This window comes from Pseudomonas fluorescens group sp. PF-1, from assembly GCF_054481335.1.
The window spans coordinates 1,587,102-1,611,418 of sequence record NZ_JBTMNG010000001.1 but is presented as its reverse complement, the minus strand read 5'-3'; the positions used below and the strand labels follow the sequence as shown (position 1 = coordinate 1,611,418).

Genomic DNA, 24,317 nt, shown 5'->3' with positions numbered 1-24,317 from the left:
CCTCACAATGTCTGGCGTAATGGCCACTTGCCGCTGATCTGGCACTGAGGCATAAAAGAACAATAATCGACAAGGACGTTTATCTTGCGCCTCTTCTTCCGTTTGCTGATGCTGATCTTAATCCTGGTCGGGCTGTGTCTGGCCGTGGTCCTGTACTACGTCGCCAACCCGAAACTGCCGGCCTGGTCACCTGCGCAACAGGTGCATTATCTCGACCAATGGAGCGATACCGACCGTCAGACCTACTATTTCACACCTCAGGGCACGCAGGTCAAAGGCCTGCACTACGACTGGTTCACGGCGCTTGAGCTGCCCTTCTCGCAACAACGATTCGCCTCTCCTGAATACCTCGCACGCTTCGGCTTTTTGATCGATCCCAATCAGAAACCCACGCCGAACAACCCCGGAAATCTTCCGGTGGGCTTTGCCCGGCACCAAAATCCCGGAAGCGCGGATACGTTTCTGGATATTACCTGTGCCGCCTGTCATACCGGGGAACTGCGTTTAAAAGGCCAAGCCGTGCGCATCGATGGCGGTTCGGCGCAGCATGTACTGCCCTCCAGCGTGCCTACACTACAAGGTGGCAGTTTCGGACAAGCCTTGGTAGCGAGCCTGGCAGCGACTTATTACAACCCCTGGAAATTCGAACGTTTCGCGCGTCAGGTGCTGGGGCAGGATTACGACGCCCGGCGCCAACAACTGCGCCAAGAATTCAAGGGTTCGCTCGATACTTTCCTGAAAGTGGCCTGGAACGACACCCATCGCGGGCTCTACCCGACTGAAGAAGGGCCGGGGCGTACGGATGCTTTCGGGCGCATCGCCAATGCCAGTTTCGGCGATGCCATTACCCCCGAAAATTATCGCGTAGCCGACGCCCCGGTGGACTATCCACAGCTATGGGATATGTGGACATTCGACTGGGTGCAATGGAACGGCTCGGCGCAGCAGCCCATGGCTCGCAATATCGGCGAAGCCTTGGGTGTAGGCGCCACGCTGAATTTTTTCGACCGTAATCGGCAACCGCTCAAGGGCGATGATCGTTACCCTTCCAGCGTCCGGGTGCGTGATTTGCATCTGATCGAAGAAACCCTGCAACGGCTCGCACCGCCCGCCTGGCCCGAAGAACTGTTGGGGCCCATCGACAAACCCTTGGCCGCAAAAGGTCGCGCACTGTTCAGCGAAAACTGCGCCGGCTGCCACGTACCGCGGGTGACTCAAGGCCAAGGGCGATATGTGCAACACTTGAAAATGCTCCCGGTGGAATACATCGGCACCGACCCCGGTGCTGCCAACAACATTGCCAATCATCGCTTCGACCTGACGGCGCTGCAGTGGAGTCAAACCGAGCTTGATCAACTGGATGTCGAACCCAAACCTGAAGCCCCCCTTGATCTGAGCCAGATGTCGGTGGCCAAAGGGCTGGCCTATGTCACAGCGTTTGTGGAAAACCGGGCCTATCGCGAGGCCGGCATCACACCCGCCGAGCGACCTGAAATGGATGGATTCGGCTTGCCGATCGGTGTTCGCGAGTTACGCGCCTACAAGGCCCGGCCATTGGCGGGGGTCTGGGCGACAGCGCCGTTCCTGCACAACGGCTCGGTGCCAAGCCTTTATCAATTGCTCTCGCCTCAGGATGAACGCTCAACCACCTTTTACAAAGGCACGTTCGAGTACGACCCGAAGCACCTGGGCTATCGCACCGAAGCCTTTACCAATGGCTTTGTGTTTGACACGCGCATTACCGGCAACCACAACAGCGGTCACGAATTCCGCGCCGGCAAGCTTGGCAATGGCGTGATCGGCCGTCTGTTGCAACCACAGGAGCGCTGGGCGCTGCTGGAGTATCTCAAGGTGCTGGGCGGCCCTCTTGAGTCGCAATTGCCATGACCCTCGCCCTTTGCAAAAGGATTTCTGCATGCTCATGACCCTCTGGCTGCGCCTGGGCGCATTTCTCGGCAAGACGCTGCTTTGGCTGCTGGGTCTTGGGCTGCTTGGCTGGGCGCTGATCACCGCGTGGTTTGCCTGGCAACACCGCGGCCCCGTATCGGCGCAAGAGCTGATTCCGGACGGCGAAGCGGCAATGACTCAGGACATCATCCAGACCGCCGTGCGCATCGTCGACCAGCACCGCGATAACACCCGCTATCTGCGCGATGCTCATGCCAAGGCCCACGGCTGCGTGCAAGCCGAGGTCAAAGTGCTGCCGGACCTGGCGAACGATTTACGTCAGGGTGTGTTCAGCGAACCGGGCAAAACCTGGCAAGCGACGATGCGCCTGTCCAACGGCAATGCCTATCCGCAGTTCGACAGCATCCGCGATGCCCGGGGCATGGCGATCAAGCTGCTCGATGTGCCGGGCAAACAGCTGCTGAGCGATCAAACACATCGAAGCGAACAGGACTTCGTGATGTTCAACCACCCGAACTTTTTCGTCAGCGATGTCGCCGAGTATCGTCAAAACGTCGCCGCACAGGCAGACGGCAAAAAAATCATGGCCTTTTTTCCGGGTTGGGACCCGCGCACCTGGGAGATTCGTCACCTGTTTATTGCACTGAAGACCCTGTCACCCGCGCCGCCGAGCCCGACCCAGGCCACCTACTTTTCAGTTTCGCCTTACAAATTCGGTGAAGCCAACGCCAAGTTTCGTGTAATGCCCGACCCGCAAAGCTGCCCGCCCTACAGCTTGCCTGCGCAAAACCAGAAATTGCCGAACTTCCTGCGCAATGCGCTGAACCAACAGCTGTCGACAGATCGGGTACCTGCGTGTTTCGTCTTGCAGATTCAGCGCCAGGACGCAAACAAGTACATGCCGATCGAAGACACCAGCATTGAGTGGAGCGAGAACGATGCGCCCTTCCAGACCGTGGCACGAATCAACGTGCCTGCACAGGACTTCGACACGCCTGCGCTGAACCTGCAATGCGACAATCAGTCGTTCAACCCATGGTTTGGGCTTGAGGCTCATCGTCCTATCGGCGGCATCAATCGGTTGCGCAAAGCCGTTTACGAAGCCGTCAGCGATTACCGACACGCCCGCAACGCCGAACAGTAGGAGCGAGCCTGCTCGCGAAAAACCCGAGAACACCAAGGAGGGGGGGGCAAATTTGCAGCGTTATCCTTGACGACCATCGTCGGAACGCCGCCCCGAGCAAGTTCGCTCTTACCATCGAAGGGCAGATTCGCCGCAGGAAAAGCCAAATGCCAGACAGCAAAAAGCCCGCATCGAGCGGGCTTTCTGTGGTGACCTGGCGTTCAGTGTTCCAGGTTACCGAATATGGCGCAGCGGACGGGACTCGAACCCGCGACCCCCGGCGTGACAGGCCGGTATTCTAACCGACTGAACTACCGCTGCGCGTAGCGTTGAAAGTGGTGGGTGATGACGGGATCGAACCGCCGACATTCTGCTTGTAAGGCAGACGCTCTCCCAGCTGAGCTAATCACCCTTTACCTTCGTTGCGGGACACATTATGCCACAGGTTTTTATAAAGTGTTGATTTAATTGATGTTTTTTTCAAAAAAATCTAAAAACCGGTGAAACGATGCAACCCACAGGAACAACATACAAACTAGGGGCAGAAAAAAGCCCGCATCAGCGGGCTTTTCCGTGGTGACCTGGCGTTCAGTATTCCAGGTTACCGAATATGGCGCAGCGGACGGGACTCGAACCCGCGACCCCCGGCGTGACAGGCCGGTATTCTAACCGACTGAACTACCGCTGCGCGTAACACTGAATGCGAATGGTGGGTGATGACGGGATCGAACCGCCGACATTCTGCTTGTAAGGCAGACGCTCTCCCAGCTGAGCTAATCACCCTTCACGTTCGGTGTGGCGCGCATTCTACGGAGCGACCCTACCTCTGGCAAGCACTTTTTTAATTAATTTTTTCATGCCTTCCAAAGGCTTAGAGAAGGGTTGGCCTATGGCACCGCGAGGACAATAATGCCTCCCTTTGTATAAAGGAGAGACTCACCCCATGTGGTTCAAGAACCTGCTTATCTATCGCCTGACCCAAGATCTGCCTGTTGATGCCGAGGCGTTGGAAGCTGCACTGGCCACCAAACTGGCGCGTCCATGTGCAAGCCAGGAGTTGACCACCTACGGTTTCGTCGCGCCATTCGGCAAGGGCGAAGATGCACCGCTGGTGCACGTCAGTGGCGACTTCCTGCTGATCAGCGCCCGCAAGGAAGAACGTATTCTGCCAGGCAGCGTCGTGCGTGACGCGGTCAAGGAAAAGGTCGAAGAGATCGAAGCCGAGCAAATGCGCAAGGTCTATAAAAAGGAACGCGACCAGATCAAGGATGAAATCATCCAGGCCTTCCTGCCGCGCGCCTTTATCCGCCGCTCCTCGACCTTCGCCGCCATCGCGCCGAAACAGGGCCTGATCCTGGTGAACTCGGCCAGCCCGAAACGTGCCGAAGACCTGCTGTCCACCCTGCGTGAAGTGATCGGTACCCTGCCGGTGCGCCCGCTGACGGTAAAAATGTCTCCGACCGCGACCATGACCGAGTGGGTCACCACTCAGAAAGCCGCGGACGATTTCTTTGTGCTGGACGAGTGCGAACTGCGCGACACCCACGAAGACGGCGGTATCGTGCGTTGCAAGCGTCAGGACCTGACCAGCGAAGAAATCCAGCTGCACTTGAGCACTGGCAAAGTCGTCACTCAGCTGTCGCTGGCCTGGCAGGACAAGCTGTCCTTCGTCCTCGACGACAAGATGGTGGTCAAGCGCCTGAAGTTCGAAGACCTGCTGCAAGACCAGGCGGAACAGGACGGTGGCGACGAAGCCCTGGGCCAACTGGATGCCAGCTTCACCCTGATGATGCTCACCTTCGGCGACTTCCTGCCGGCGCTGGTTGAGGCATTGGGTGGCGAAGAGACTCCGCAAGGGATCTAAAGCCTGGTGGTTTTACTGTGGGAGCGAGCTTGCTCGCTCCTACAGGGGTCTTGTGCTGCTACTTAATAATAAGGATCAGGCCATGCGCGCACTGGCTGCGTTGAGTCGTTTTGTCGGCAACACCTTCGCTTACTGGGTACTGGTTTTCGCCGTGGTGGCGTTTCTGCAACCGGCATGGTTCATCGGCCTCAAGGGCGCCATCGTGCCGCTGCTGGGGCTGGTGATGTTTGGCATGGGCCTGACCCTCAAGCTCGAAGACTTCGCCGAAGTCGCTCGCCATCCCTGGCGCGTGGCCCTGGGCGTGGTCGCACATTTCGTGATCATGCCCGGCGTGGCGTGGTTGCTCTGCCAGGCGTTCCATCTGCCGCCCGAAATCGCCGTCGGCGTGATCCTGGTCGGCTGCTGCCCAAGCGGCACCTCGTCGAACGTGATGACCTGGCTGGCACGCGGCGATCTGGCCCTGTCGGTGGCCATCGCCGCCGTCACCACCCTCCTCGCCCCGTTGCTGACGCCGGCATTGATCTGGCTGTTGGCCTCGGCCTGGTTGCCGGTGTCGTTCATGGAGCTGTTCTGGTCGATCCTGCAAGTGGTGCTGCTGCCGATCGTGCTCGGCGTCGTTGCCCAGCGCCTGCTGGGTGATCGGGTTCGCCACGCGGTGGACGTGTTGCCGCTGGTGTCGGTGGTCAGCATCGTGATCATCGTCACAGCCGTGGTTGCCGCCAGCCAGGCGAAGATTGCCGAGTCCGGCTTGCTGATCATGGCGGTGGTCATGCTGCACAACAGCTTCGGCTATCTGCTGGGCTACTTCACCGGGCGCCTGTTCAAGTTGCCATTGGCTCAGCGCAAGTCACTGGCGCTGGAAGTCGGCATGCAGAACTCAGGTTTGGGGGCAGCCCTGGCCAGTGCGCACTTCTCGCCGCTGGCGGCGGTGCCGAGTGCATTGTTCAGCGTGTGGCACAACATTTCCGGGGCGTTGCTCTCGACGTATTTCCGTCGCATGAGTGAGAAAGAAGACCGGAGAATCGCTGCTCAACAAGCCATCGACTGATGCCTGAACTTGATCACCCGGTTAATGCTGGGCACTATATTGCGCAACGCGAGGACGACCTCGCGGCTCAATCGAGTCATTAATCTGGGGACGACCCCGTCAATCGATGGAGGTCTTTGATGTCCTGGATCATTCTGTTTTTCGCCGGCCTGTTCGAAGTCGGCTGGGCAGTCGGCCTGAAATACACCGACGGTTTCAGCCGCCCTCTCCCCACCGCACTGACCGTTGCAGCCATGGGCGTCAGCCTTGGCTTGTTGGGCCTTGCCATGAAGGAACTGCCGCTGGGCACGGCCTATGCGATCTGGACCGGTGTGGGTGCCGTCGGCACGGTGATCGCCGGGATCATCCTGTTTGGCGAGTCCATGGCGCTGGTGAGGCTGGCGAGTGTAGCGCTGATCATTACCGGACTGGTTGGGCTCAAGGTCAGCGCGTAAGCCTCTGACGCCATCGCGGGCAAGCCCGCTCCCACAGGGTTTGTGTTGTGCCAAACACAGAAGGCACATCACCAATCCTTGTGGGAGCGGGCTTGCCCGCGATGAGGCCCGCACGAACAACTTTTATCTAACGGCCCCGCGCAACTCCCCCACCAACTGCTGCAATCTGGCCGGCTCCGCCACCTCCACTGCCACCGCCGGCCCGGCCACCAACGTCACCCGCGACCACAATCGGCGAAACAATCCTTTATTCGGATCGCGACTGAAGAAACTTCCCCACAAACCCTGCAACGCCAACGGAATCACCGGCACCGGTGTCTCTTCGAGAATCCGCTTCAATCCGCCCTTGAATTCGTTGAGCTCGCCATCGGCGGTCAGTTTGCCCTCGGGGAAGATGCACACCAGTTCGCCGTCCTTCAGATACTGCGCAATGCGCGTGAAGGCCTTTTCATAGATCTGGATGTCTTCCTGGCGCCCCGCGATCGGAATTGTCCCGGCCGTGCGAAAGATGAAATTCAACACCGGCAGGTTGTAGATTTTGTAATACATCACGAAGCGAATCGGCCGACGCACCGCCCCACCAATCAGCAAGGCATCGACGAACGACACGTGGTTGCACACCAGCAGGGCCGCGCCTTCATCGGGAATCAGATCCAGGTTGCGATGCTCCACGCGGTACATGGAATGGCTGAGCAGCCAGATCATGAAGCGCATGGTGAATTCGGGAACGATTTTGAAAATGTAGGCATTGACGCCGATGTTCAGCAGCGACACCACCAGGAACAGCTGTGGAATCGACAATTTGACCAGGCTCAACAAGACGATCGAGACAATCGCCGACACCACCATGAACAGCGCATTGAGAATGTTGTTGGCGGCAATGACCCGCGCCCGCTCGTTCTCGGGGGTGCGCGACTGAATCAGCGCGTACAGCGGCACGATGTAGAAACCGCCGAAAATCCCCAGGCCGAGGATGTCGATCAATACCAGCCAGGTGTGGCCAAAGCCGAGAATCTCGAGCCAGCCATGGCCCTCGACGCTGTCCGGAATCCCGCCGGAATGCCACCACAGCAACAAGCCGAATACGGTCAACCCGAAAGAGCCGAATGGCACCAGGCCAATTTCGACTTTGCGTCCGGACAATTTCTCACACAGCATCGAGCCCAGTGCGATACCCACCGAGAACACTGTCAGAATCAACGTCACTACAGTCTCGTCGCCGTGCATCCACTCCTTGGCATAGGCGGGGATTTGCGTCAGATAGATCGCTCCGACAAACCAGAACCATGAGTTGCCGACAATCGAGCGCGACACCGCCGGGGTCTGCCCCAGGCCCAGCTTCAAGGTGGCCCAGGACTGGCTGAAAATGTTCCAGTTCAGGTGCATCTGCGGCGACGTCGCGGCAGCCCGTGGAATGCCGCGGCTGGCCAGGTAACCCAGGACGGCAATACCGACGATGGCCATCGAAACGATGGACGCATAGTGACTGGACGACATCATGATCCCGGCGCCGATGGTCCCGGCCAGGATCGCCAGGAAGGTGCCCATTTCCACCAGCCCGTTGCCACCCACCAGCTCTTCTTCGCGCAAGGCCTGGGGCAGGATCGAGTATTTCACCGGCCCGAACAGCGCCGAATGCGTGCCCATGGCGAACAGCGCTATCAGCATCAGCGACAAATGATCGAACAGGAAACCCACCGCGCCGACCGCCATGATGACGATTTCGCCGAGCTTGATCAGGCGGATGAGCGCATCCTTGGCGAACTTCTCGCCGAACTGCCCGGCCAGTGCCGAAAACAGAAAGAACGGCAGAATGAACAGCAGCGCACACAAATTGACCCAGATCGAACGATCACCTTCGATGGTCAACTTGTAGAGGATGGCGAGGATCAGTGACTGCTTGAAGATGTTGTCGTTGAATGCCCCGAGGGACTGTGTCACGAAAAACGGCAGGAAACGCCGTGTGCGCAGCAAGGTGAACTGTGAGGGATGACTCATCTTCCGTGTCCCTGATTCAGGTGTGAGTGGCGTGGATACATTTATTGGAATGTCGCACGTCGATCCAGGCCACACATTACCTAATCTTTGCCGGTTATTTCTTCAATCCTGCTATGCACGGCGAGACAAACAGCTCACCGCGCCAGGCGCCCTGCACGGTGCGTTTGGCGACGATCAGCCACATCACGGCCAGCAAACTCACCAGCACACAACCGAAGACACTGAAAAATGACAGGTGCAAGGTGCTGGCCAGTTTCAGCGTTGCCAGGGAATAGACGCCCAACGGAAAGGTGAACCCCCACCAGCCGAGGTTGAAAGGGATGCCTGCGCGCAGATAGCGCAGAGTGATCAGCACAGCCATCAGCATCCACCACAGGCCAAAGCCCCACAGTGTGATCCCGGCAACCAGCCCCAGCCCGGCAGCGATCTCACCGATACCCGGCAAACCGTTGGCGGCAAAAATGACCGGCGCATCGGCCCCCAATAGCAACATGCCCAGCGCCCCCGTACCAATCGGCCCGAGTGCCAGCCAACTCGAAGCGGCCATGTTTTCGTGAGGCAGTTTATGCAGCGCCATGCGCAGCAACAGAATCGTCAGAATGCTGAACGCCACGGGCAGGGAAAATGCCCAGAGCACGTAGCTGGTCACCAGCACCACCAGTTGCGAGTGGGCATCGACCAGATGCGGCGCCAGCAGGCCACCACTGGCGGCCGCCACTTCCGCCGCCACCACCGGCAACAGCCAAACCGCGGTCATTTGGTCGATGCTGTGTTCCTGGCGGGTGAACATCATGTAGGGAATCAATACGCCGCACGCTAAAGACATCGCCACATCCAGCCACCACAACGCTTCGGCCACCTGGATCACGCCTTCGCCAAAACGCGGCAGGCCAAATACCAGAAAACCGTTGATGATGGTCGCCAGGCCCATGGGAATCGTGCCGAAAAACATCGAAACCGTGGAGTGGCCAAAAATCCGCCGGGCCTCATCGAAAAACAACACCCAGCGCGCCGCGTACAAGGCTGTGAACAAGGCGAACAGAACGATGTTGAACAGCCAGAGCGCTTCGGCGAGAGCGCGCAAACCGGGACTGGCGACGGGCAATTGTGCCAACGCCAACGCCAGCACGCCGGTGCCCATGGTGGCGGCGAACCAGTTCGGAGTGAACTGGCGAATGACTTCGCGCGGGTGCTGCAGGTGGCTGAACGGCTTGATACCGGGCTTGATGGTGTTGGGGCATGTCATGGTGAAATCCTGTCCTCGGGCGAGGTGGAACTCATCATAGATCCAGATCGAATATCGATATAACGGGTAATTTCTCTATGAGTTATCTATTTCACAGATAATCCGTCAGACACTGCCTTCTGTTTCTATCACCAGAATTCGCGCCGGCCCCACGGGATGTGCCACGTGTTCAGTGCCCACCGACGCATAAAAAATGTCTCCGACCTCCAGCAGTGCCTCGCGCTCGACCCCCTCTTCGCGGTAGCGCATCTGCACTTGCCCATCGAGCACCACAAACACTTCCTGGCCGTCGTTGATGTGCCATTTATAGGGCTGATCAGTCCAGTGCAGGCGCGTGGTAATGCCGTTCATGTTGGCAATGTCCAGCGCGGCCCAGGCACGCTCGCCGGTAAACGATTTGCTGCGGATGATCTTCATGGTCAGATCCTTCGAATGAATGGGCAGCATTAAATGCCGTTTTCCTATGGCTGGCCAGTATCGCTGCAAGCGCCGGAAGAGCGCCGAAGCCAGTGCGCCAGCCATGCACCCAAGGCCAGGAGGATCAGCACGACCCCATAACCCTCGGTGGTCGCCACCAGGCCAAAGGTGCGGGCCAGGTTACCGGCCAGCAATGCCGGCAGGCAGAAGGCCAGGTAACTGAGCACGTAGTACGCCGACATCAGACCGGCGCGCTCATGGGGCAAAGCCAACGGCACGACGCTACGCAAAGCCCCCAGGAAACCGGCTCCAAAGCCACAACCGGCGACCAGCGTGCCAAGGAAGAACAGCGGCAGACTGGCACCGTGCGCCCCCAGGAGAATCAGGGCAACCCCCGTTGCCAACGAACCGGCCCCCAACTGTAATGCCCTGCCGGCAGGCCAATTGCGCAGGATGAAAATCATCAAAGCACCGGTCAATGTCAGTACGGCAACGGTCGCGCCGCCAATCAGGTTCGAGGTCGAGCCCGTGGCGGTGCGCACCAACGAAGGCGCCAGGGAGGCGTAAAAACCACCGAGCGCCCAGGTTGCGGTATTGAGCGGCAGCACCCGCCACAAGGTCGAGCGCGCCTGAACCGGCACGTGCAGGGTTGGCCGCAATGACGCCCATGCCCCTGGCTGACGCGAGACAGTTTCCGGCAAACGCCAGACATACAACGCCTGCATCACAAACAACACGAGCAGCAGCCAATACGTCAGGTGCAACGGAGCCGGGGCAAATTCGGCGAGCAAACCGCAACCCATGCCACCCAGCGCCATGCCGATCAAGGGTGCCACGCTGTTGATCAGCGGCCCCTGCTGGCGATCAGTGTCCAGCAGCGTGGCACTCAACACAGCCGTCGCCATCCCGGTGGCGAAGCCCTGCAGGACACGTGCACTGATCAGCCAACCGACGCTGTCGGCCTGGATAAACAGCAGCATCGCGACAATGTTCAGCAGTACCGCAGTGAAAATGACCGGTTTGCGTCCAAGGTGGTCCGACAGCGACCCCACCGTCAGCAACGCGACCAGCAGACTGAGGGCGTACACCGCAAAAACAAGCGTCAGGATGGCGGCCGAAAACTGCAGTTGCTCCTGGTACAGGTGGTACAACGGCGTGGGTGCCGTGGAGGCGGCGAGAAAACTGAGCAAAGTGATTGCCAGGAACCACAGGCTTGCACGGTTTGAATGAGAACTGGACATGGGCACGCTCCGCAAAAGCTAATTTTTTGCTTTTATGGAGTGTGCTACCGCCTCGCTCTTAAAGCAAATTCTTTGTGTTAAGGTCCGAAACAGGTTTTTCAGGATCGAGGCGACTGCGGGTTGGCAGGCTTCGACGCGAGACAGGAAAAAGGTGATGACAGCTCCGACTTTACGTCCCGGCGGCCGTAGCGCCCGGGTGCAGGAATCCATTCACAAGGCCGTGCGCGAACTGCTCGAAGAACAGGATCGAGCCAGCGTGACCGTGCCGCAGATCGCCGCGCGCGCGGGCGTTACGCCCTCGACCATTTATCGGCGTTGGGGAGATCTGTCGGCGCTGCTGGCGGACGTCGCCCTCGCCCGCCTGCAACCGGAAACCGAGTCGGCCAATACCGGCAGCTTGTCCGGCGACGTGCGTGCCTGGGCAGAACAGTACCTGGACGAGATGAGCTCCGCCCCCGGCCGCAACATGCTGCGCGACGTGCAGTCGAGCCTCAAGCCGAGCTATTGCGCGACGATCATTGGCGGGCAGCTACAGACAATTCTGGATCGCTACCCGGATCAGCCCCGCCCCAGCGTCGACCGGCTGATCAACATGGTGGCTGCGCCCATCGTGTTTCGCATTCTGTTCTCCGAGGCACCGCTGCAGGTCGAGGAATTGCATCAACTGATCGACATTGCGTTGAGCCAGTAAGGTCGCCATCGCGAGCAAGCTCGCGATGGGGCCGGCACGCACCACAAAAAACTGGCTACCCCTCCCTCACCCTGCGGCACCCCGCCGCGCCACGACCTTGGTCGACACTGACTAACCCCGGCCATCGTGCGAGACTGTCTGTCCGGGCGGGACGGCCCGAGTGTCTTTGGTTGTCGGGAGTTCCCATGTCGTTGTCCAGCGGGCTGATTGCCGCCGTTGCCCTGGCCTATATGGCCATCATGTTCGCCATCGCCTTTTACGGTGACCGTCGCAGCGCGCCGCTGCCGCCGCGCGTGCGTGCCTGGGTGTACAGCCTGTCCCTCGCTGTCTATTGCACCAGCTGGACCTTCTTTGGCGCAGTGGGCCAGGCCGCTGAACAGCTTTGGTCATTCCTGCCGATCTACCTCGGGCCGATCCTGCTGCTGGTCGGCGCACCGTGGGTGCTGCAAAAAATGGTGATGATCAGCAAGCAGGAGAACATCACTTCGATTGCCGACTTCATCGCCGCCCGCTATGGCAAATCCCAATCGCTGGCGGTGGTGGTGGCGTTGATCTGCCTGGTCGGCGTGTTGCCCTACATCGCCCTGCAACTCAAGGGCATCGTGCTCGGGGTGAACCTGCTGATCGGTGCCGGTGCCGATGCCATGGGCGTTCGAGCACAGGACACCGCGTTGATCGTGTCGCTGGTGCTGGCCCTGTTCACCATCGTCTTCGGTACCCGCAACCTGGATGCCACGGAACACCATCGCGGCATGGTGCTGGCCATCGCATTCGAATCGCTGGTGAAGCTGTTCGCTTTTCTGGCGGTCGGCGCGTATGTGACCTACGGCCTGTATGACGGTTTCGATGACCTGTTCGACCAGGCCATGCTCGCCCCGCGCCTCGAGGAATACTGGAAGGAAACCGTCAACTGGCCATCGATGGTGGTCCAGACTGGCGTGGCGATGATGGCGATTATCTGCCTGCCAAGGCAGTTCCATGTGACCGTCGTGGAAAACATCGACCCTCAGGACTTGCGCCTGGCCAAATGGGTATTCCCGGCCTACCTGGCATTGGCGGCGCTGTTCGTCGTGCCCATTGCGCTGGCGGGTCAGATGCTGTTGCCGAGCTCGGTACTGCCGGACTCCTTCGTCATTAGCCTGCCACTGGCCCAAGCGCATCCCGCCTTGGCCCTGCTGGCGTTCATCGGGGGGGCATCGGCGGCGACCGGCATGGTGATCGTGGCCAGCGTGGCACTGTCGACCATGGTCTCCAACGACATGCTGTTGCCGTGGCTGCTACGCCGCAACAACGCCGAGCGCCCGTTCGAAGTGTTCCGCCAGTGGATGCTCTCGGTACGCCGGGTGAGCATCGTCGCCATTTTGCTGCTGGCGTACGTCAGCTATCGCTTGCTCGGCTCGACCGCGAGCCTGGCGACCATCGGCCAGATCGCGTTCGCCGCAGTGACCCAACTGGCGCCGGCCATGCTGGGCGCGTTGTACTGGAAACAGGCCAACCGCCGCGGCGTGTTCGCCGGCCTCGCTGCCGGGACCTTCCTGTGGTTCTACACCCTGATCCTGCCGATTGCCGCCCTTAGCCTGGGCTGGTCGTTGAGCAGTTTTCCGGGGCTGGCGTGGTTGCACAGCAACCCGCTGCACTTGCCTATCACGCCACTGACCCAGGGTGTGGTGCTGTCCCTTGCCGGTAATTTCACCCTATTCGCCTGGGTCTCGGTACTGTCACGCACACGGGTCTCGGAACACTGGCAGGCCGGTCGCTTCATTGGCCAGGAAATCAGCGCCCGCCCCAGCGCACGCTCGATGCTGGCCGTGCAGATCGACGATTTGCTGCAACTGGCGGCACGTTTCGTCGGTGAAGAACGCGCCCGCCAGAGCTTCATCCGGTTTGCCTACCGCCAGGGCAAAGGCTTCAATCCGAACCAGAACGCCGACAGTGATTGGATCGCCCACACTGAACGCTTGCTGGCAGGTGTGCTGGGGGCCTCGTCGACGCGCGCCGTGGTAAAAGCCGCCATCGAAGGTCGGGAAATGCAACTCGAAGACGTCGTGCGCATCGCCGACGAAGCCTCCGAGGTGCTGCAGTTCAATCGCGCGCTGCTGCAAGGGGCGATCGAAAACATCACCCAGGGCATCAGTGTGGTCAACCAGTCGCTGAAACTGGTGGCCTGGAACCGGCGCTACCTCGAGTTGTTCAACTACCCGGATGGCCTGATCAGCGTCGGTCGACCGATTGCCGACATCATTCGCTACAACGCCGAGCGCGGCCTGTGCGGCCCCGGCGAAGCCGAAGTGCACGTCGCCCGCCGCCTGCACTGGATGCGTCAGGGCCGCGCGCACACTTCCGAGCGATTGTTTCCCAATGGCCGGGTGATCGAGCTGATCGGCAACCCGATGCCTGGCGGTGGTTTCGTCATGAGTTTCACCGACATCACCGCGTTCCGCGAAGCCGAACAGGCGCTGACCGAAGCCAACGAAGGTCTGGAGCGACGGGTCACCGAACGCACCCACGAACTGTCGCAGCTCAACGTGGCCCTGACCGAAGCCAAGGGCAACGCCGAGGCGGCCAACCAGTCGAAAACCCGTTTCCTGGCCGCCGTCAGCCATGACTTGATGCAACCGTTGAACGCGGCGCGGCTGTTCTCCGCCGCCCTGTCCCATCAGGAAGACGGCCTGTCCGACGAGGCGCAGAAACTGGTCCAGCACCTCGATAGCTCACTGCGTTCGGCCGAAGAGCTGATCAGCGATTTGCTGGATATTTCCCGCCTCGAAAACGGCAAGATCAATCCAAACCCCAAGCCGTTCGCGCTCAACGAGTTGTTTGACACACTCGGCGCCGAATTCAAGGCGCTGGCGCGGGAACAAGGGCTCGAGTTTCGCGTCCGGAGCAGCAAGCTGCGCATCGACAGCGATATCAAACTATTGCGCCGAATCCTGCAGAACTTCCTGACCAACGCTTTCCGCTATGCCAAGGGCCCGGTGCTCCTGGGGGTCCGCCGGCACAAGGGCGAGTTGTGTCTGGAGGTGTGGGACCGTGGGCCCGGCATTCCTGAAGATAAACAGCAGGTGATTTTCGAGGAGTTCAAACGCCTCGACAGTCATCAGACCAGCGCCGAGAAAGGCCTGGGGTTAGGCCTCGCCATTGCCGACGGCTTGTGCCGCGTACTAGGACACACCCTGCGCGTTCGCTCCTGGCCGGGGCACGGCAGCGTTTTCAGCGTCAGCGTCCCGCTGGCCAGGGCGCAAACCGCGCAGCCGGCCAAGCCTGCGGAACTCAACGGCAAATTGCTCAGTGGCGCGCAGGTGCTGTGCATCGATAACGAGGACAGCATCCTGATCGGCATGAACAGCCTGCTGACCCGTTGGGGTTGTCAGGTCTGGACTGCACGCAATCGCGATGAGTGCGTGGCATTGCTCGATGAAGGGGTACGTCCGCAACTGGCGTTGGTGGACTACCACCTCGACCACGGCGAAACCGGCACGGAGTTGATGGCCTGGCTGCGCACCCGATTGGGCGAGCCTGTGCCGGGCGTGGTGATCAGTGCCGATGGGCGACAGGAAACGATGGCCCAGGTGCATGCGGCGGGACTGGATTACCTGGCCAAACCAGTGAAGCCGGCGGCATTGCGGGCGTTGTTGAGCCGGTATTTGCCGTTGTAGTGTTTGGCGGGCGCGATGGTGCGCGCCCATCGCTATCGCGAGCAGGCTCGCTCCCCCATTCGAACGCATTCCCTGTGGGAGCGAGCCTTCTCGCGATGCTGTCTGGCTACTCTGGCAATTCGACCAACCCGTCCACATCGGTCATCGCCCGCTCGAGCAAATCGGCTGGCAGGCTCTTGCTCGCCCTCGCCCCCAGCAACTTCAGTTGTTCACTGCGGCTGACCAGATTGCCGCGTCCCTCTGTCAGCTTGTTGCGCGCCGAGCTGTAAGCCTTGTCCAGTTGCTGCAGGCGATTGCCGACCTCATCCAGATCCTGGATAAACAACACGAACTTGTCGTACAGCCACCCGGCTCGCTCGGCGATTTCCCGCGCATTCTGGCTTTGACGCTCCTGTTTCCACAGGCTGTCGATGACGCGCAGCGTCGCCAGCAAAGTGGTCGGGCTGACGATCACGATATTGCGGTCGAACGCTTCTTGAAACAGCGTCGGCTCAGCCTGCAGCGCCGCGGAAAAGGCCGCTTCGATCGGCACGAACAACAATACGAAATCCAGGCTGTGCAGGCCGTCGAGACGTTTGTAGTCCTTCCCGGCCAAACCTTTAACGTGATTGCGCAGGGACAGGACGTGTTGCTTGATGGCGATCTGGCCGATGGCCTCGTCTTCTGCGGCAACGTACTGCTGATACGCCGTGAGGCTGACCTTGGAGTCGACCACCACTTGCTTGTCGCCCGGCAGGTAAATGATGACGTCCGGCTGGAAGCGCTCGCCGTCCGGGCCCTTGAGATTGACCTGGGTCTGATACTCGCGCCCTTTTTCCAGCCCGGCATGTTCGAGCACTCGCTCGAGGATCAGTTCGCCCCAGTTACCCTGGGTTTTCTGCCCTTTCAATGCGCGGGTCAGGTTGGTGGCTTCGTCACTCAGTCGCAGATTGAGTTGTTGCAGACGCTCCAGCTCTTTGGCCAGCGAGAAGCGCTCCCGGGCTTCAGCCTGGTAGCTCTCTTCGACGCGTTTTTCAAAGGACTGGATGCGTTCCTTCAGTGGGTCGAGCAATTGCCCCAGGCGCTGTTGACTGGTTTCGGCAAAACGCTGTTCACGCTCATCGAAGATTTTCCCCGCCAACTCGGCGAACTGCGCCCGAAGCTCGTCTCGCGAGCCTTGCAAGTCATTGAGGCGCTGCTGATGGCTCTCCTGCTGTTCGCGCAGCTCTGCGTTGAGCGAGGCGGCCAAGGCATCCAGACGACGCAGTTCGGCGTCTTTTCCGGCGCGTTCGATATTCCAGGCGTGAGCGGCATCGCGGGCATCGTCACGTTCGATCTGCAGCAGTTCGACTTCACGGCGCACGGCGGCAAGGTCGGCCTGCTTGGCGGAGTTGGCCTGGCCAAGATCCGCGATTTCATCGCGACAGGCTTCAAGTTGGGCGTTCAAGCCATCCTGAGCCAGATTCGCCGTGGACAGGCGCTCTTCCAATAGCGCCACTTCTGCCTGTGCGGTGCCCGCTCGTCGTTGCAGTTGCCAGGCCAACACCAGCAGCGGCAGTGCAGCGCCCGCCAGACCGAGCAATGCGCTGGTCAAGTCCATAGCCATAGCCATTCCTGCCATTGAAATAAAGCTTGAAGGTTAACCAAGGCGTCAGGTCTTGGACAGCTCAGTCTTCAATCAGCCCCAGTTCCCTTTGCGCGCGCAAATCACCGGCACGCGCGGCTTGGCGCAACAGGTCCTGGCCAATCCGTCGATCCCGGGCATTACCACACTCCCGACACATCAGTTGACCGAGGCGGCTTTGCGCGGCCACGACACCCTCACGCGCCGGCTGCTTGAGCAAACGCCCGGCAATGTGTTTGACGTTGGGGTTTTCGCCCAGGCGTGGGCTATCCAATAACCACTCGGCCACACGCATCGAAAAGCGCTTGGGTGGGACAACAATGGAAGGTTTGGCGGGAGAGGAAATGGAATGTGAACGAAACTTCATAAAGCACTGTGGGGCAGATCGGAAGGCGCGCCACTCTACTCTTTTTTTCTTACAGGTAAAGTCGAAAAAACGCAGCACGCCCGTCCTAGAGCAAGCGCTAGGGACAATCCACAGAAGCTGTGGATAACTCAGTGGACAACCGCCCCTGAACTCTCGCAAAGCCCTATGGAATGGGGCTCGCAGTCAAACTGACGATTTTTTCACCAGTAAAAAAAAGCGATGTTTTTCATTGACTTAAATTTTGGTTACAGGCACCCACTGCGATTGAAGGCTGGATGACAGTGAAGTGACAGACTGCGCAACTTATGTGCACAAGTACCTTATTGACGGTTATATCAGCGCGCTCTTTCGGCACGTTTTGTCAGCGAAGTTGGGGATAAACTGTGACAATTCCATGACCAGGGCGGGTTCTGACTGGTTGGATTTCCACCGCCGCCGGTCGGATTGCAGGCTGTTTCAGGGCGTACCTGGAGGGTATCAGCACCGATCCAACGTCCTGCGGGAACGGTATTGAACGTCGCCCTCAATCTTTTTTGCTATCACACTTCCCTTCGCCCATTCAATCAGTTAGTATCCGCGGCGTTAGTACCAAGCTGAAAGTCAATTCTGGTCGAACAAATCCCCCCGGACAGCCTTCCCAAACGAAGCCTCCACCGAACAAGCGGGATCGACCACCTCGATGGTTTCCAGGTAACTCTTGCGCCAACACAGCCTTTGAATCGTAAGCAAAGGGTGTTGCCAGGCTCATTTACTCTGACCGAACCAACCTGCAAATTGATCAGGATCTTCACCCCGGGCCCAGAACCTTTGCCCTTGATGTGTTGCCTGCCCTCCTAAGTACCTACCTGCCAGCCCAAGCGCGCCAATTTATCAGCGCTTCAAACTGGCTGCTTTGTTCCAGTCGGGTTCTTCGTTCGACCAATGGTGGTTGTCGTCACTGGAACGTTTTAATTTTGCACGGTTCTTATCCGTGTCGCTTGTAGGAACACCAATGACTATGTCTACTCAAATCCATACCCAGGATGCCATTCGCACCCTAACCAACGCTTTTGCACCAATGAACTGCCTGATCATGGCCGCTCGCAAAGGCTGTTTCAGCTTCACGCTGGTCAACGAACACGGCATCGCCCGTCATAGCGAACGCCTGTATCCGGATCAGTACTCCAGCGCCGAACCGCTGCAGGCTGTGATCGATCGTACCCGTCAGGCACTGGTTGCCTGAGACGCCAGCAAGGCTGAAACACCAAAAGCCCCGCACACAAAACGCGGGGCTTTTTGTTGCTCGACATTTCACCTGACGTGAATACCGATTAAGCACTAACCGATATAACGGTTATAACTCGCAGCCGTAAATATTTTAAAAACAGGCCTTTACGTCGCGAATATGACACTACACTTCAACTCAAGCGGCTTGTTCCGCTTCCGGCGAGCCTGAGTCGATCCACCGCTGCCAAGGCCTTTCAGGTATCGCCGCCCATTTCGAGTTTCGAGGGTTTTATGGGTATCGCTGCCAGCGAACTGTGCCGCTATGTGATCCGCCCGACATTGATCTACCTTGGACGCCATAGCGCAATTGCCGAATCTCTGTTGGTGGGCATTGCCGCCAGCCAGTCGGCCCTGGGTTCCGCCCTGCATGACCGCCGTGGACACGGCCTCTACCGAATCGCCGAACCCCGTCATCAGGCACTCTGGGACCACTATCTGGCACTCGATCCCGAACGCGCCAGCCTGGTCCGGGGCCTGGCCAGCCAACATGCTTTCCTCAGCGGCCCGCACCTCGAATTGACCGTCAACCTGCGTTACGCCACAGCCATCGCCTGGCTGCTGGTCGAAGAACAAAACACTCCCCTCCCTGAAGCCGACGACCTGCTGGGAATGGCGCGAATCTGGCGCCAGACCTTCCACCCCCAAGGGCGCCTGAGAGACTTCACCTACGCGTGGCAGACCTGTGTTTCACCGCTGAATCAAGTGGCCTGCTGATCACCCTGGATCCAAAAATCGCCCATCTGGTCGCGAATCTGGTCGGATTGTCCTACAAAACCGCTCTAAATCAAGCGATACAGCCTATGGCGCCCGGACGAAAATGTTGGTAATTTCCGCCCCGGTGATCTCCAGGAGTTCTAATAATGAAAAAAGTAATGCTCAAAACCACCATTAGCCTCGCCGTTGCCTTGGCATCCACCCAAATCTTCGCAAGCGGCTTTGCCCTCAACGAACAAAGCATCAGCGGAATGGGTACTGGTTATGCCGGGCGCTCTTCTTCTGCCGAAGATGCAAGTACAGTTTTTGGCAACCCTGCCGGTATGGCCCGCCTCAAAGGCCAGCAAATCACCGGCGGTATCGCCGCGATCGACGCCTCGACCGATATCAGCGATACCAGCGGCCGTTCAAGCGGAACCAACAAAGGCGATATGGTTCCGTTCACTTCAGTACCGATGGGTTTCTATACAAATAAACTCAACGATGAATGGGCTGTCGGTTTTGGTGTCTACGCTCCGTTCGGGCTGATTACCAACTACGAAAACGGCTTTCAGGGCCGCGCTTTCGGCAGCAAGAGCGAAGTCAAAGTCGTCACTCTGCAACCAACCGTCAGTTACGCGTTCAACGACAAGGTGTCGATCGGTTTTGGCCCTACCATCAACCGGATTACCGGCACCCTGGAATCGGACATTACTATCCCCCGGACGACTGGCGACAACAATGTGGAGATCAAGGGCGACGATACGGCCTTGGGCTTCAACGTCGGCGTTCTGGTGCAAGCTACCGACACCACTCGCGTGGGCCTGACCTATCACTCGAAAGTGAACTACAAGCTTGACGGCCACACCGATGTGACTGCCAGTGCTGGCGTGCCACCTCAGGTACTCCGATCCAACCGTTACGATGCCTCGCTGAAGCTCGAAACACCTGAGTCCTATGACCTTTCCGTGACTCAAGACATGAATGATGCCTGGAAGCTCTATGCCGGTGCGACCTGGACTCGCTGGAGCCGCCTGAAAGACATCACGGTCAACAACGACGGCGTAACCGCACAAAGCGGTGGTGCCCTCGCCCCACAAATCCTTGGCACCATCAAGGAAGAGCAGAACTGGCATGACACCTGGGCGTACGCCGTGGGTACTTCCTACCAGTTGAACAAGCAGTGGGTACTGCGTACCGGTCTCTCCTTTGACCAGTCGCCCACCAACAACACTGATCGTTCGCCACGCATTCCTACCGGTGACCGGACGATTTTCAGCATCGGTGCAGGCTTCAACCCAACCGACGACTGGACCATTGATGTGGCTTACTCCTACCTCAAGGAAGAATCTGTCACTGTCAAACGCGCTAACGCTTTGGGTCAGTCCTACAACGCCAAGTACGAAAACAGTGCAAACGGTTTCGGTGTCGGTGCAACCTACCGCTTCTGATGATTCACGGCGGGCCTGAACCGCTTGCCACCTGAATCAAAAAAGCCCCGCTCTCTTGCACAGAGGCGGGGCTTTTTAGTGGGCATCGATCAGGGAGCGGAAGCGGGAGGCGGTGAAGCCAGAGCCTTCTCTACTGCCGCGATGAAATCGGGATCATCGGGTTTGGTCAGGCTGGAGAAATTGGCGATCACCTTGCCCTGACGATCGACCACGTACTTGTAGAAATTCCACTTCGGCGCGCTGGACTGCTCGGCGAGCACCCGGAACAGGTGCGTCGCATCGTCACCGCGGACTTTCTGCGGCTCGGTCATGGTGAAGGTCACGCCGTAATTCACATAACAGACCTTGGCCGTCTCGGCACCGTCCTTTGACTCCTGTTTGAAGTCATTGGACGGCACACCGATCACCTCCAGCCCCTGATCCTTGTAACGCTGATTCAGTGCTTCAAGGCTTTTGAACTGCGGGGCGAAGCCACAAAAACTGGCGGTATTGACCACCACCAATGGCTTGCCCGCGAAGCGCTGGCACAAGTCGATGGATTCCTTGGCACGTAGTTTGGGCAGCGAACCTTCCAACAGCGTCGGGCATTGTGCGGCCTGAGCCAACCCGGTAAACGCGACCAGTAATGCAGGTACCGCCAGCCAGCGCATCAACATGTCAGGGCTTCCTTATAAGTCGTCAGTTATCGAAGTTACTCGCCCTCTTATCCTGCTAGCAAGCACCCATGCCCAACTGCATCAAGGCCAACCCGCCCCGATGCCAGCCCCACCACGCCAGAGCCAGCAGCAAGGCACAAACGCCAAGAAGGGTAATGCGGGGCCAGAAGTTGTTCATGTCGCGCTCATTTGCGTTTGCAGGCGTGCCACCGGCGTTTCGCGCACCGGCCAGTTGAGGGCGGCGGCCATCAGGCTCAACAGAATCGCTACCTGCCAGATCAAGTCATAACTCCCGGTACGGTCGTAGACCACCCCGCCCAACCAGCCACCGAGGAACGAACCGAGCTGGTGGAACAGGAAGACAATCCCACCGAGCATGGAGAGGTTTCGAACGCCGAACAAGGTCGCTACCGTGCCATTGGTCAACGGCACCGTCGACAGCCACAGGAAACCCATGGCCATACCGAACAGATAAGCGGTAGTCGTGGTCACCGGCGCCCACAGGAACAACGCAATCACCACCGCCCGCAACAGGTAAAGACCGGTGAGCAAACGCGGCTTGGACATGCGTCCACCGAGCCAGCCTGCGGTGTAGGTGCCGAAGATATTGAACAAACCAATCAGCGCCAGCACCGTGGTGCCGACTGTCGCCGGAAGGTGCTGATCCACCAGATACGCCGGCAAGTGCACGCCAATGAAGACCACCTGAAAACCGCAGACAAAAAAGCCAAACGCCAGCAGCCAGAACCCCGAATGGGAACAGGCCTCACGCAATGCCTCGGACAAGGTTTGCTCATGGCCAAGCACGGGCAAAGGCTTGTCCTTGAGCATGCTGACCAACGGCACGATCAAGGCCACCAGGCAGCCCAAAGCCAGCAGCGCCGCAGACCAGCCGAGCCAGCCGATCAACCCGAGCGTGCCGGGCACCATGGCGAACTGACCAAAGGAACCGGCAGCGCTGGCGATCCCCATGCCCAGGCTGCGTTTCTCCGGCGGGACAGCACGCCCGACCACGCCGAGAATCACCGAAAACGAAGTGCCGGACAGACCGATACCGATCAACAGCCCGGCACTCAAGGACAGCGTGACGGCCGAATCCGACAGGCCCATGAACAACAGGCCCAGGGCGTACAGAACGCCGCCGATCAACACCACCTTCGCCGCACCGAAGCGATCCGCCAGCGCGCCGGTGAATGGCTGCGCCAAGCCCCAGATCAGGTTTTGCAGGGCGATGGCGAAGGCAAAGACTTCACGCCCCCAGCCAAACTCGGCACTCATCGGCGCCAGAAACAGCCCGAAGCCGTGTCGCACGCCAAGCGACAACGCAAGAATCAGCGCACTCCCCAATAAAACCCAACCACAGGTACGCCACATCGATGTCATTATTATTCTCCAATCGCGGGTATATACCCGCTTAAGTTCTGAAAAACCGGCATCAAGCCAGTTCATCCAGCAATTTCAACAACGTTTCCCGCTTCTCGGCGCCCAAGCGATCAACCAATCGCTGCTGTGCCGCTTCCCAGGCCGGCAGGGCTGCTTTCAAGCGCTCGGCACCGGCTTCGGTCAGGCGGACGATACGGTTACGCATGTCCTCGCCCTCGACCAGCATCACCAGGCCCTCGCCTTCCAGGACGCGCAAATTGCGCCCCAGGGTGCTGCGATCCAGTCCCATGGCCTCGGCCAGGGTGGAAATACTCGGTTGATCCAGACGCTGCAGATTGCACAGCAAAGAATACTGCGCAACGTTGATCCCGAAACCGTCGAGAGCGCCGTCGTAATGCCTGCTGACGCCACGGGCGGCGCGACGCAGGTTGATGCATAAACATTGGGATTCGAGCATGGTGCGTGTATATACCCGTGGTTAAGTGAAAGCAAATTTTTTGTTACATGCGACCCGTAAGAGCAACCCTGCTCGCGCAGCCTTATATCAAGGCCAGCCCGACCAGCATCGCAACTTCCAGCAATTCCAGCAACGCCCCCGCCGTATCGCCCGTCGTCCCGCCTAATCGTCGCAGCATGACCCGTCGCAACCACGCGAACAACACGACTGCCAGCACCACGGCAAAAAAACCACTCAAGCCAGCAATCAGCACGCAGGCCAAGCCACTGACCGCCAACACCTGCTTGCCTGCCGAGCGTGGCAGATGATCGGCCAGCGCCTGACCCAGGCCACCGGCACGTACATAGGGCGTGGTCAGGAACAACCCCAGCAACGCACTGCGACCAAGCAGCGGCACGATGATCAGCGCAAGGGCGTGTTGCTGTTCGATCAAGGCCAGCAGCGCGGCGAATTTCAACAGCAGCACCAACACCAGCGTGACCACCGCCATCGGACCGCTGCGCGGGTCTTTCATGATGGTCAATGTGCGTTCACGGTCGCCGAAGCCACCGAGCCACGCATCGGCGCTGTCGGCCAGGCCGTCCAGGTGCAATGCGCCGCTGAGCAACACCCAAACGGTGAGCAGGAGTGCCGCGTGCAGCAACAGCGGCGCGCCGAGCATCAGCCAGTTGAGGCCCCATAAAATACCGCCGAACAACAAGCCCACCAGCGGATAGAACAGCAGCGACCGCCCCAGCTCCTGCGGTGCCGGCATGCCCGGCAGACGGACCGGCAGGCTGCTGAGAAACTGTAAGGCGATCCAGAACGGCAGCATG

Annotated in this window: 21 protein-coding genes and 4 tRNA genes; 10 read left to right on the top strand and 15 right to left on the bottom strand. The window is 59.2% G+C overall.

Annotated elements, in window-relative coordinates; genetic code table 11:
* The first annotated feature begins 84 nt into the window (after positions 1–84).
* Together ACX3YD_RS07685 and ACX3YD_RS07680 are read left to right on the top strand one after the other, a co-directional pair.
* On the top strand, positions 85–1,887 hold the full coding sequence (locus ACX3YD_RS07685; RefSeq protein WP_458959597.1) for a di-heme-cytochrome C peroxidase: 1,803 nt from the start codon (positions 85–87) through the stop codon (positions 1,885–1,887).
* Between the two features lie 28 nt (positions 1,888–1,915).
* Positions 1,916–3,052, top strand: coding sequence for a catalase family protein (locus ACX3YD_RS07680; protein ID WP_458959596.1), 1,137 nt, complete (start codon positions 1,916–1,918; stop codon positions 3,050–3,052).
* A gap of 223 nt (positions 3,053–3,275) precedes the next feature.
* Here the strand turns inward: ACX3YD_RS07680 and ACX3YD_RS07675 are convergent.
* From ACX3YD_RS07675 to ACX3YD_RS07660, 4 genes are all read right to left on the bottom strand, one after another.
* A tRNA-Asp gene (locus tag ACX3YD_RS07675) sits at positions 3,276–3,352 on the bottom strand.
* A gap of 15 nt (positions 3,353–3,367) precedes the next feature.
* Positions 3,368–3,443, bottom strand: a tRNA-Val gene (locus ACX3YD_RS07670).
* Positions 3,444–3,642: 199 nt separating this feature from the next.
* Positions 3,643–3,719 (bottom strand) — tRNA-Asp (locus tag ACX3YD_RS07665).
* Between the two features lie 19 nt (positions 3,720–3,738).
* Positions 3,739–3,814, bottom strand: a tRNA-Val gene (locus ACX3YD_RS07660).
* Between the two features lie 160 nt (positions 3,815–3,974).
* Between ACX3YD_RS07660 and rdgC the strand changes: the two genes are divergently transcribed.
* From rdgC to sugE, 3 genes are all read left to right on the top strand, one after another.
* The gene (gene rdgC / locus ACX3YD_RS07655) at positions 3,975–4,895 is read left to right on the top strand and encodes a recombination-associated protein RdgC (protein ID WP_458959595.1); all 921 of its coding nucleotides are present in this window, start codon (positions 3,975–3,977) and stop codon (positions 4,893–4,895) included.
* Positions 4,896–4,977: 82 nt separating this feature from the next.
* Positions 4,978–5,943, top strand: coding sequence for a bile acid:sodium symporter family protein (locus ACX3YD_RS07650; RefSeq protein ID WP_103402555.1), 966 nt, complete (start codon positions 4,978–4,980; stop codon positions 5,941–5,943).
* A 119-nt stretch (positions 5,944–6,062) separates the two neighbouring features.
* A complete protein-coding gene (gene sugE / locus ACX3YD_RS07645; protein ID WP_090324109.1) occupies positions 6,063–6,377 on the top strand; it encodes a quaternary ammonium compound efflux SMR transporter SugE in 315 nt (104 codons plus the stop codon).
* Positions 6,378–6,500: 123 nt separating this feature from the next.
* Here the strand turns inward: sugE and ACX3YD_RS07640 are convergent, their stop codons facing one another.
* The 4 genes from ACX3YD_RS07640 to ACX3YD_RS07625 form a co-directional block, all read right to left on the bottom strand.
* Positions 6,501–8,375 (bottom strand): MFS transporter, encoded by a 1,875-nt coding sequence (locus ACX3YD_RS07640; RefSeq protein ID WP_458959594.1) that lies wholly within the window; start codon positions 8,373–8,375, stop codon positions 6,501–6,503.
* Positions 8,376–8,469: 94 nt separating this feature from the next.
* The gene (locus tag ACX3YD_RS07635) at positions 8,470–9,621 is read right to left on the bottom strand and encodes a TDT family transporter (RefSeq protein WP_458959593.1); all 1,152 of its coding nucleotides are present in this window, start codon (positions 9,619–9,621) and stop codon (positions 8,470–8,472) included.
* A gap of 105 nt (positions 9,622–9,726) precedes the next feature.
* Complete coding sequence (locus ACX3YD_RS07630; RefSeq protein ID WP_047538961.1) at positions 9,727–10,038, bottom strand: cupin domain-containing protein; 312 nt, start codon at positions 10,036–10,038, stop codon at positions 9,727–9,729.
* Positions 10,039–10,082: 44 nt separating this feature from the next.
* Positions 10,083–11,279 (bottom strand): MFS transporter, encoded by a 1,197-nt coding sequence (locus tag ACX3YD_RS07625; RefSeq protein ID WP_458959592.1) that lies wholly within the window; start codon positions 11,277–11,279, stop codon positions 10,083–10,085.
* Positions 11,280–11,433: 154 nt separating this feature from the next.
* Here ACX3YD_RS07625 and ACX3YD_RS07620 point away from each other — a divergent pair, with 154 nt between their 5' ends.
* Positions 11,434–11,970, top strand: a complete 537-nt coding sequence (locus ACX3YD_RS07620; RefSeq protein WP_458959591.1) for a TetR/AcrR family transcriptional regulator — start codon at positions 11,434–11,436, stop codon at positions 11,968–11,970.
* A gap of 185 nt (positions 11,971–12,155) precedes the next feature.
* Positions 12,156–15,626 carry a hybrid sensor histidine kinase/response regulator gene (locus tag ACX3YD_RS07615; RefSeq protein WP_458959590.1) on the top strand — a complete coding sequence of 1,157 codons (3,471 nt, stop codon included), beginning with the start codon at positions 12,156–12,158 and terminating at the stop codon, positions 15,624–15,626.
* 106 nt (positions 15,627–15,732) lie between these two features.
* On the opposite strand, the gene ACX3YD_RS07610 is transcribed toward ACX3YD_RS07615, so the two are convergent.
* A complete protein-coding gene (locus tag ACX3YD_RS07610) occupies positions 15,733–17,211 on the bottom strand; it encodes a DNA recombination protein RmuC (RefSeq protein ID WP_047531775.1) in 1,479 nt (492 codons plus the stop codon).
* A 61-nt stretch (positions 17,212–17,272) separates the two neighbouring features.
* Positions 17,273–17,596 (bottom strand): SEL1-like repeat protein, encoded by a 324-nt coding sequence (locus ACX3YD_RS07605; protein WP_081997930.1) that lies wholly within the window; start codon positions 17,594–17,596, stop codon positions 17,273–17,275.
* Positions 17,597–18,593: 997 nt separating this feature from the next.
* On the opposite strand from ACX3YD_RS07605, the gene ACX3YD_RS07600 reads away from it, so the two are divergent.
* From ACX3YD_RS07600 to ACX3YD_RS07590, 3 genes are all read left to right on the top strand, one after another.
* Positions 18,594–18,818: a hypothetical protein gene (locus ACX3YD_RS07600; protein ID WP_003214941.1), complete on the top strand. Its 225-nt coding sequence runs from the start codon at positions 18,594–18,596 to the stop codon at positions 18,816–18,818.
* 275 nt (positions 18,819–19,093) lie between these two features.
* Complete coding sequence (locus tag ACX3YD_RS07595; RefSeq protein WP_103402548.1) at positions 19,094–19,576, top strand: hypothetical protein; 483 nt, start codon at positions 19,094–19,096, stop codon at positions 19,574–19,576.
* A 146-nt stretch (positions 19,577–19,722) separates the two neighbouring features.
* Complete coding sequence (locus ACX3YD_RS07590) at positions 19,723–21,006, top strand: OmpP1/FadL family transporter (RefSeq protein ID WP_458959589.1); 1,284 nt, start codon at positions 19,723–19,725, stop codon at positions 21,004–21,006.
* A gap of 89 nt (positions 21,007–21,095) precedes the next feature.
* Here ACX3YD_RS07590 and ACX3YD_RS07585 read toward each other — a convergent pair whose 3' ends face one another.
* The 5 genes from ACX3YD_RS07585 to ACX3YD_RS07565 form a co-directional block, all read right to left on the bottom strand.
* The gene (locus ACX3YD_RS07585; protein WP_103402546.1) at positions 21,096–21,662 is read right to left on the bottom strand and encodes a glutathione peroxidase; all 567 of its coding nucleotides are present in this window, start codon (positions 21,660–21,662) and stop codon (positions 21,096–21,098) included.
* 55 nt (positions 21,663–21,717) lie between these two features.
* Positions 21,718–21,840, bottom strand: a complete 123-nt coding sequence (locus tag ACX3YD_RS07580) for a hypothetical protein (protein ID WP_256590086.1) — start codon at positions 21,838–21,840, stop codon at positions 21,718–21,720.
* Positions 21,837–23,045, bottom strand: a complete 1,209-nt coding sequence (locus ACX3YD_RS07575; protein WP_047531793.1) for an MFS transporter — start codon at positions 23,043–23,045, stop codon at positions 21,837–21,839. Before ACX3YD_RS07575 ends, ACX3YD_RS07580 begins: the two co-directional genes overlap by 4 nt.
* 52 nt (positions 23,046–23,097) lie before the next feature.
* On the bottom strand, positions 23,098–23,502 hold the full coding sequence (locus tag ACX3YD_RS07570; protein ID WP_090464006.1) for a MarR family winged helix-turn-helix transcriptional regulator: 405 nt from the start codon (positions 23,500–23,502) through the stop codon (positions 23,098–23,100).
* Positions 23,503–23,584: 82 nt separating this feature from the next.
* Positions 23,585–24,316 carry an adenosylcobinamide-GDP ribazoletransferase gene (locus tag ACX3YD_RS07565; RefSeq protein WP_103402545.1) on the bottom strand — a complete coding sequence of 244 codons (732 nt, stop codon included), beginning with the start codon at positions 24,314–24,316 and terminating at the stop codon, positions 23,585–23,587.
* Position 24,317: the final 1 nt, after the last annotated feature.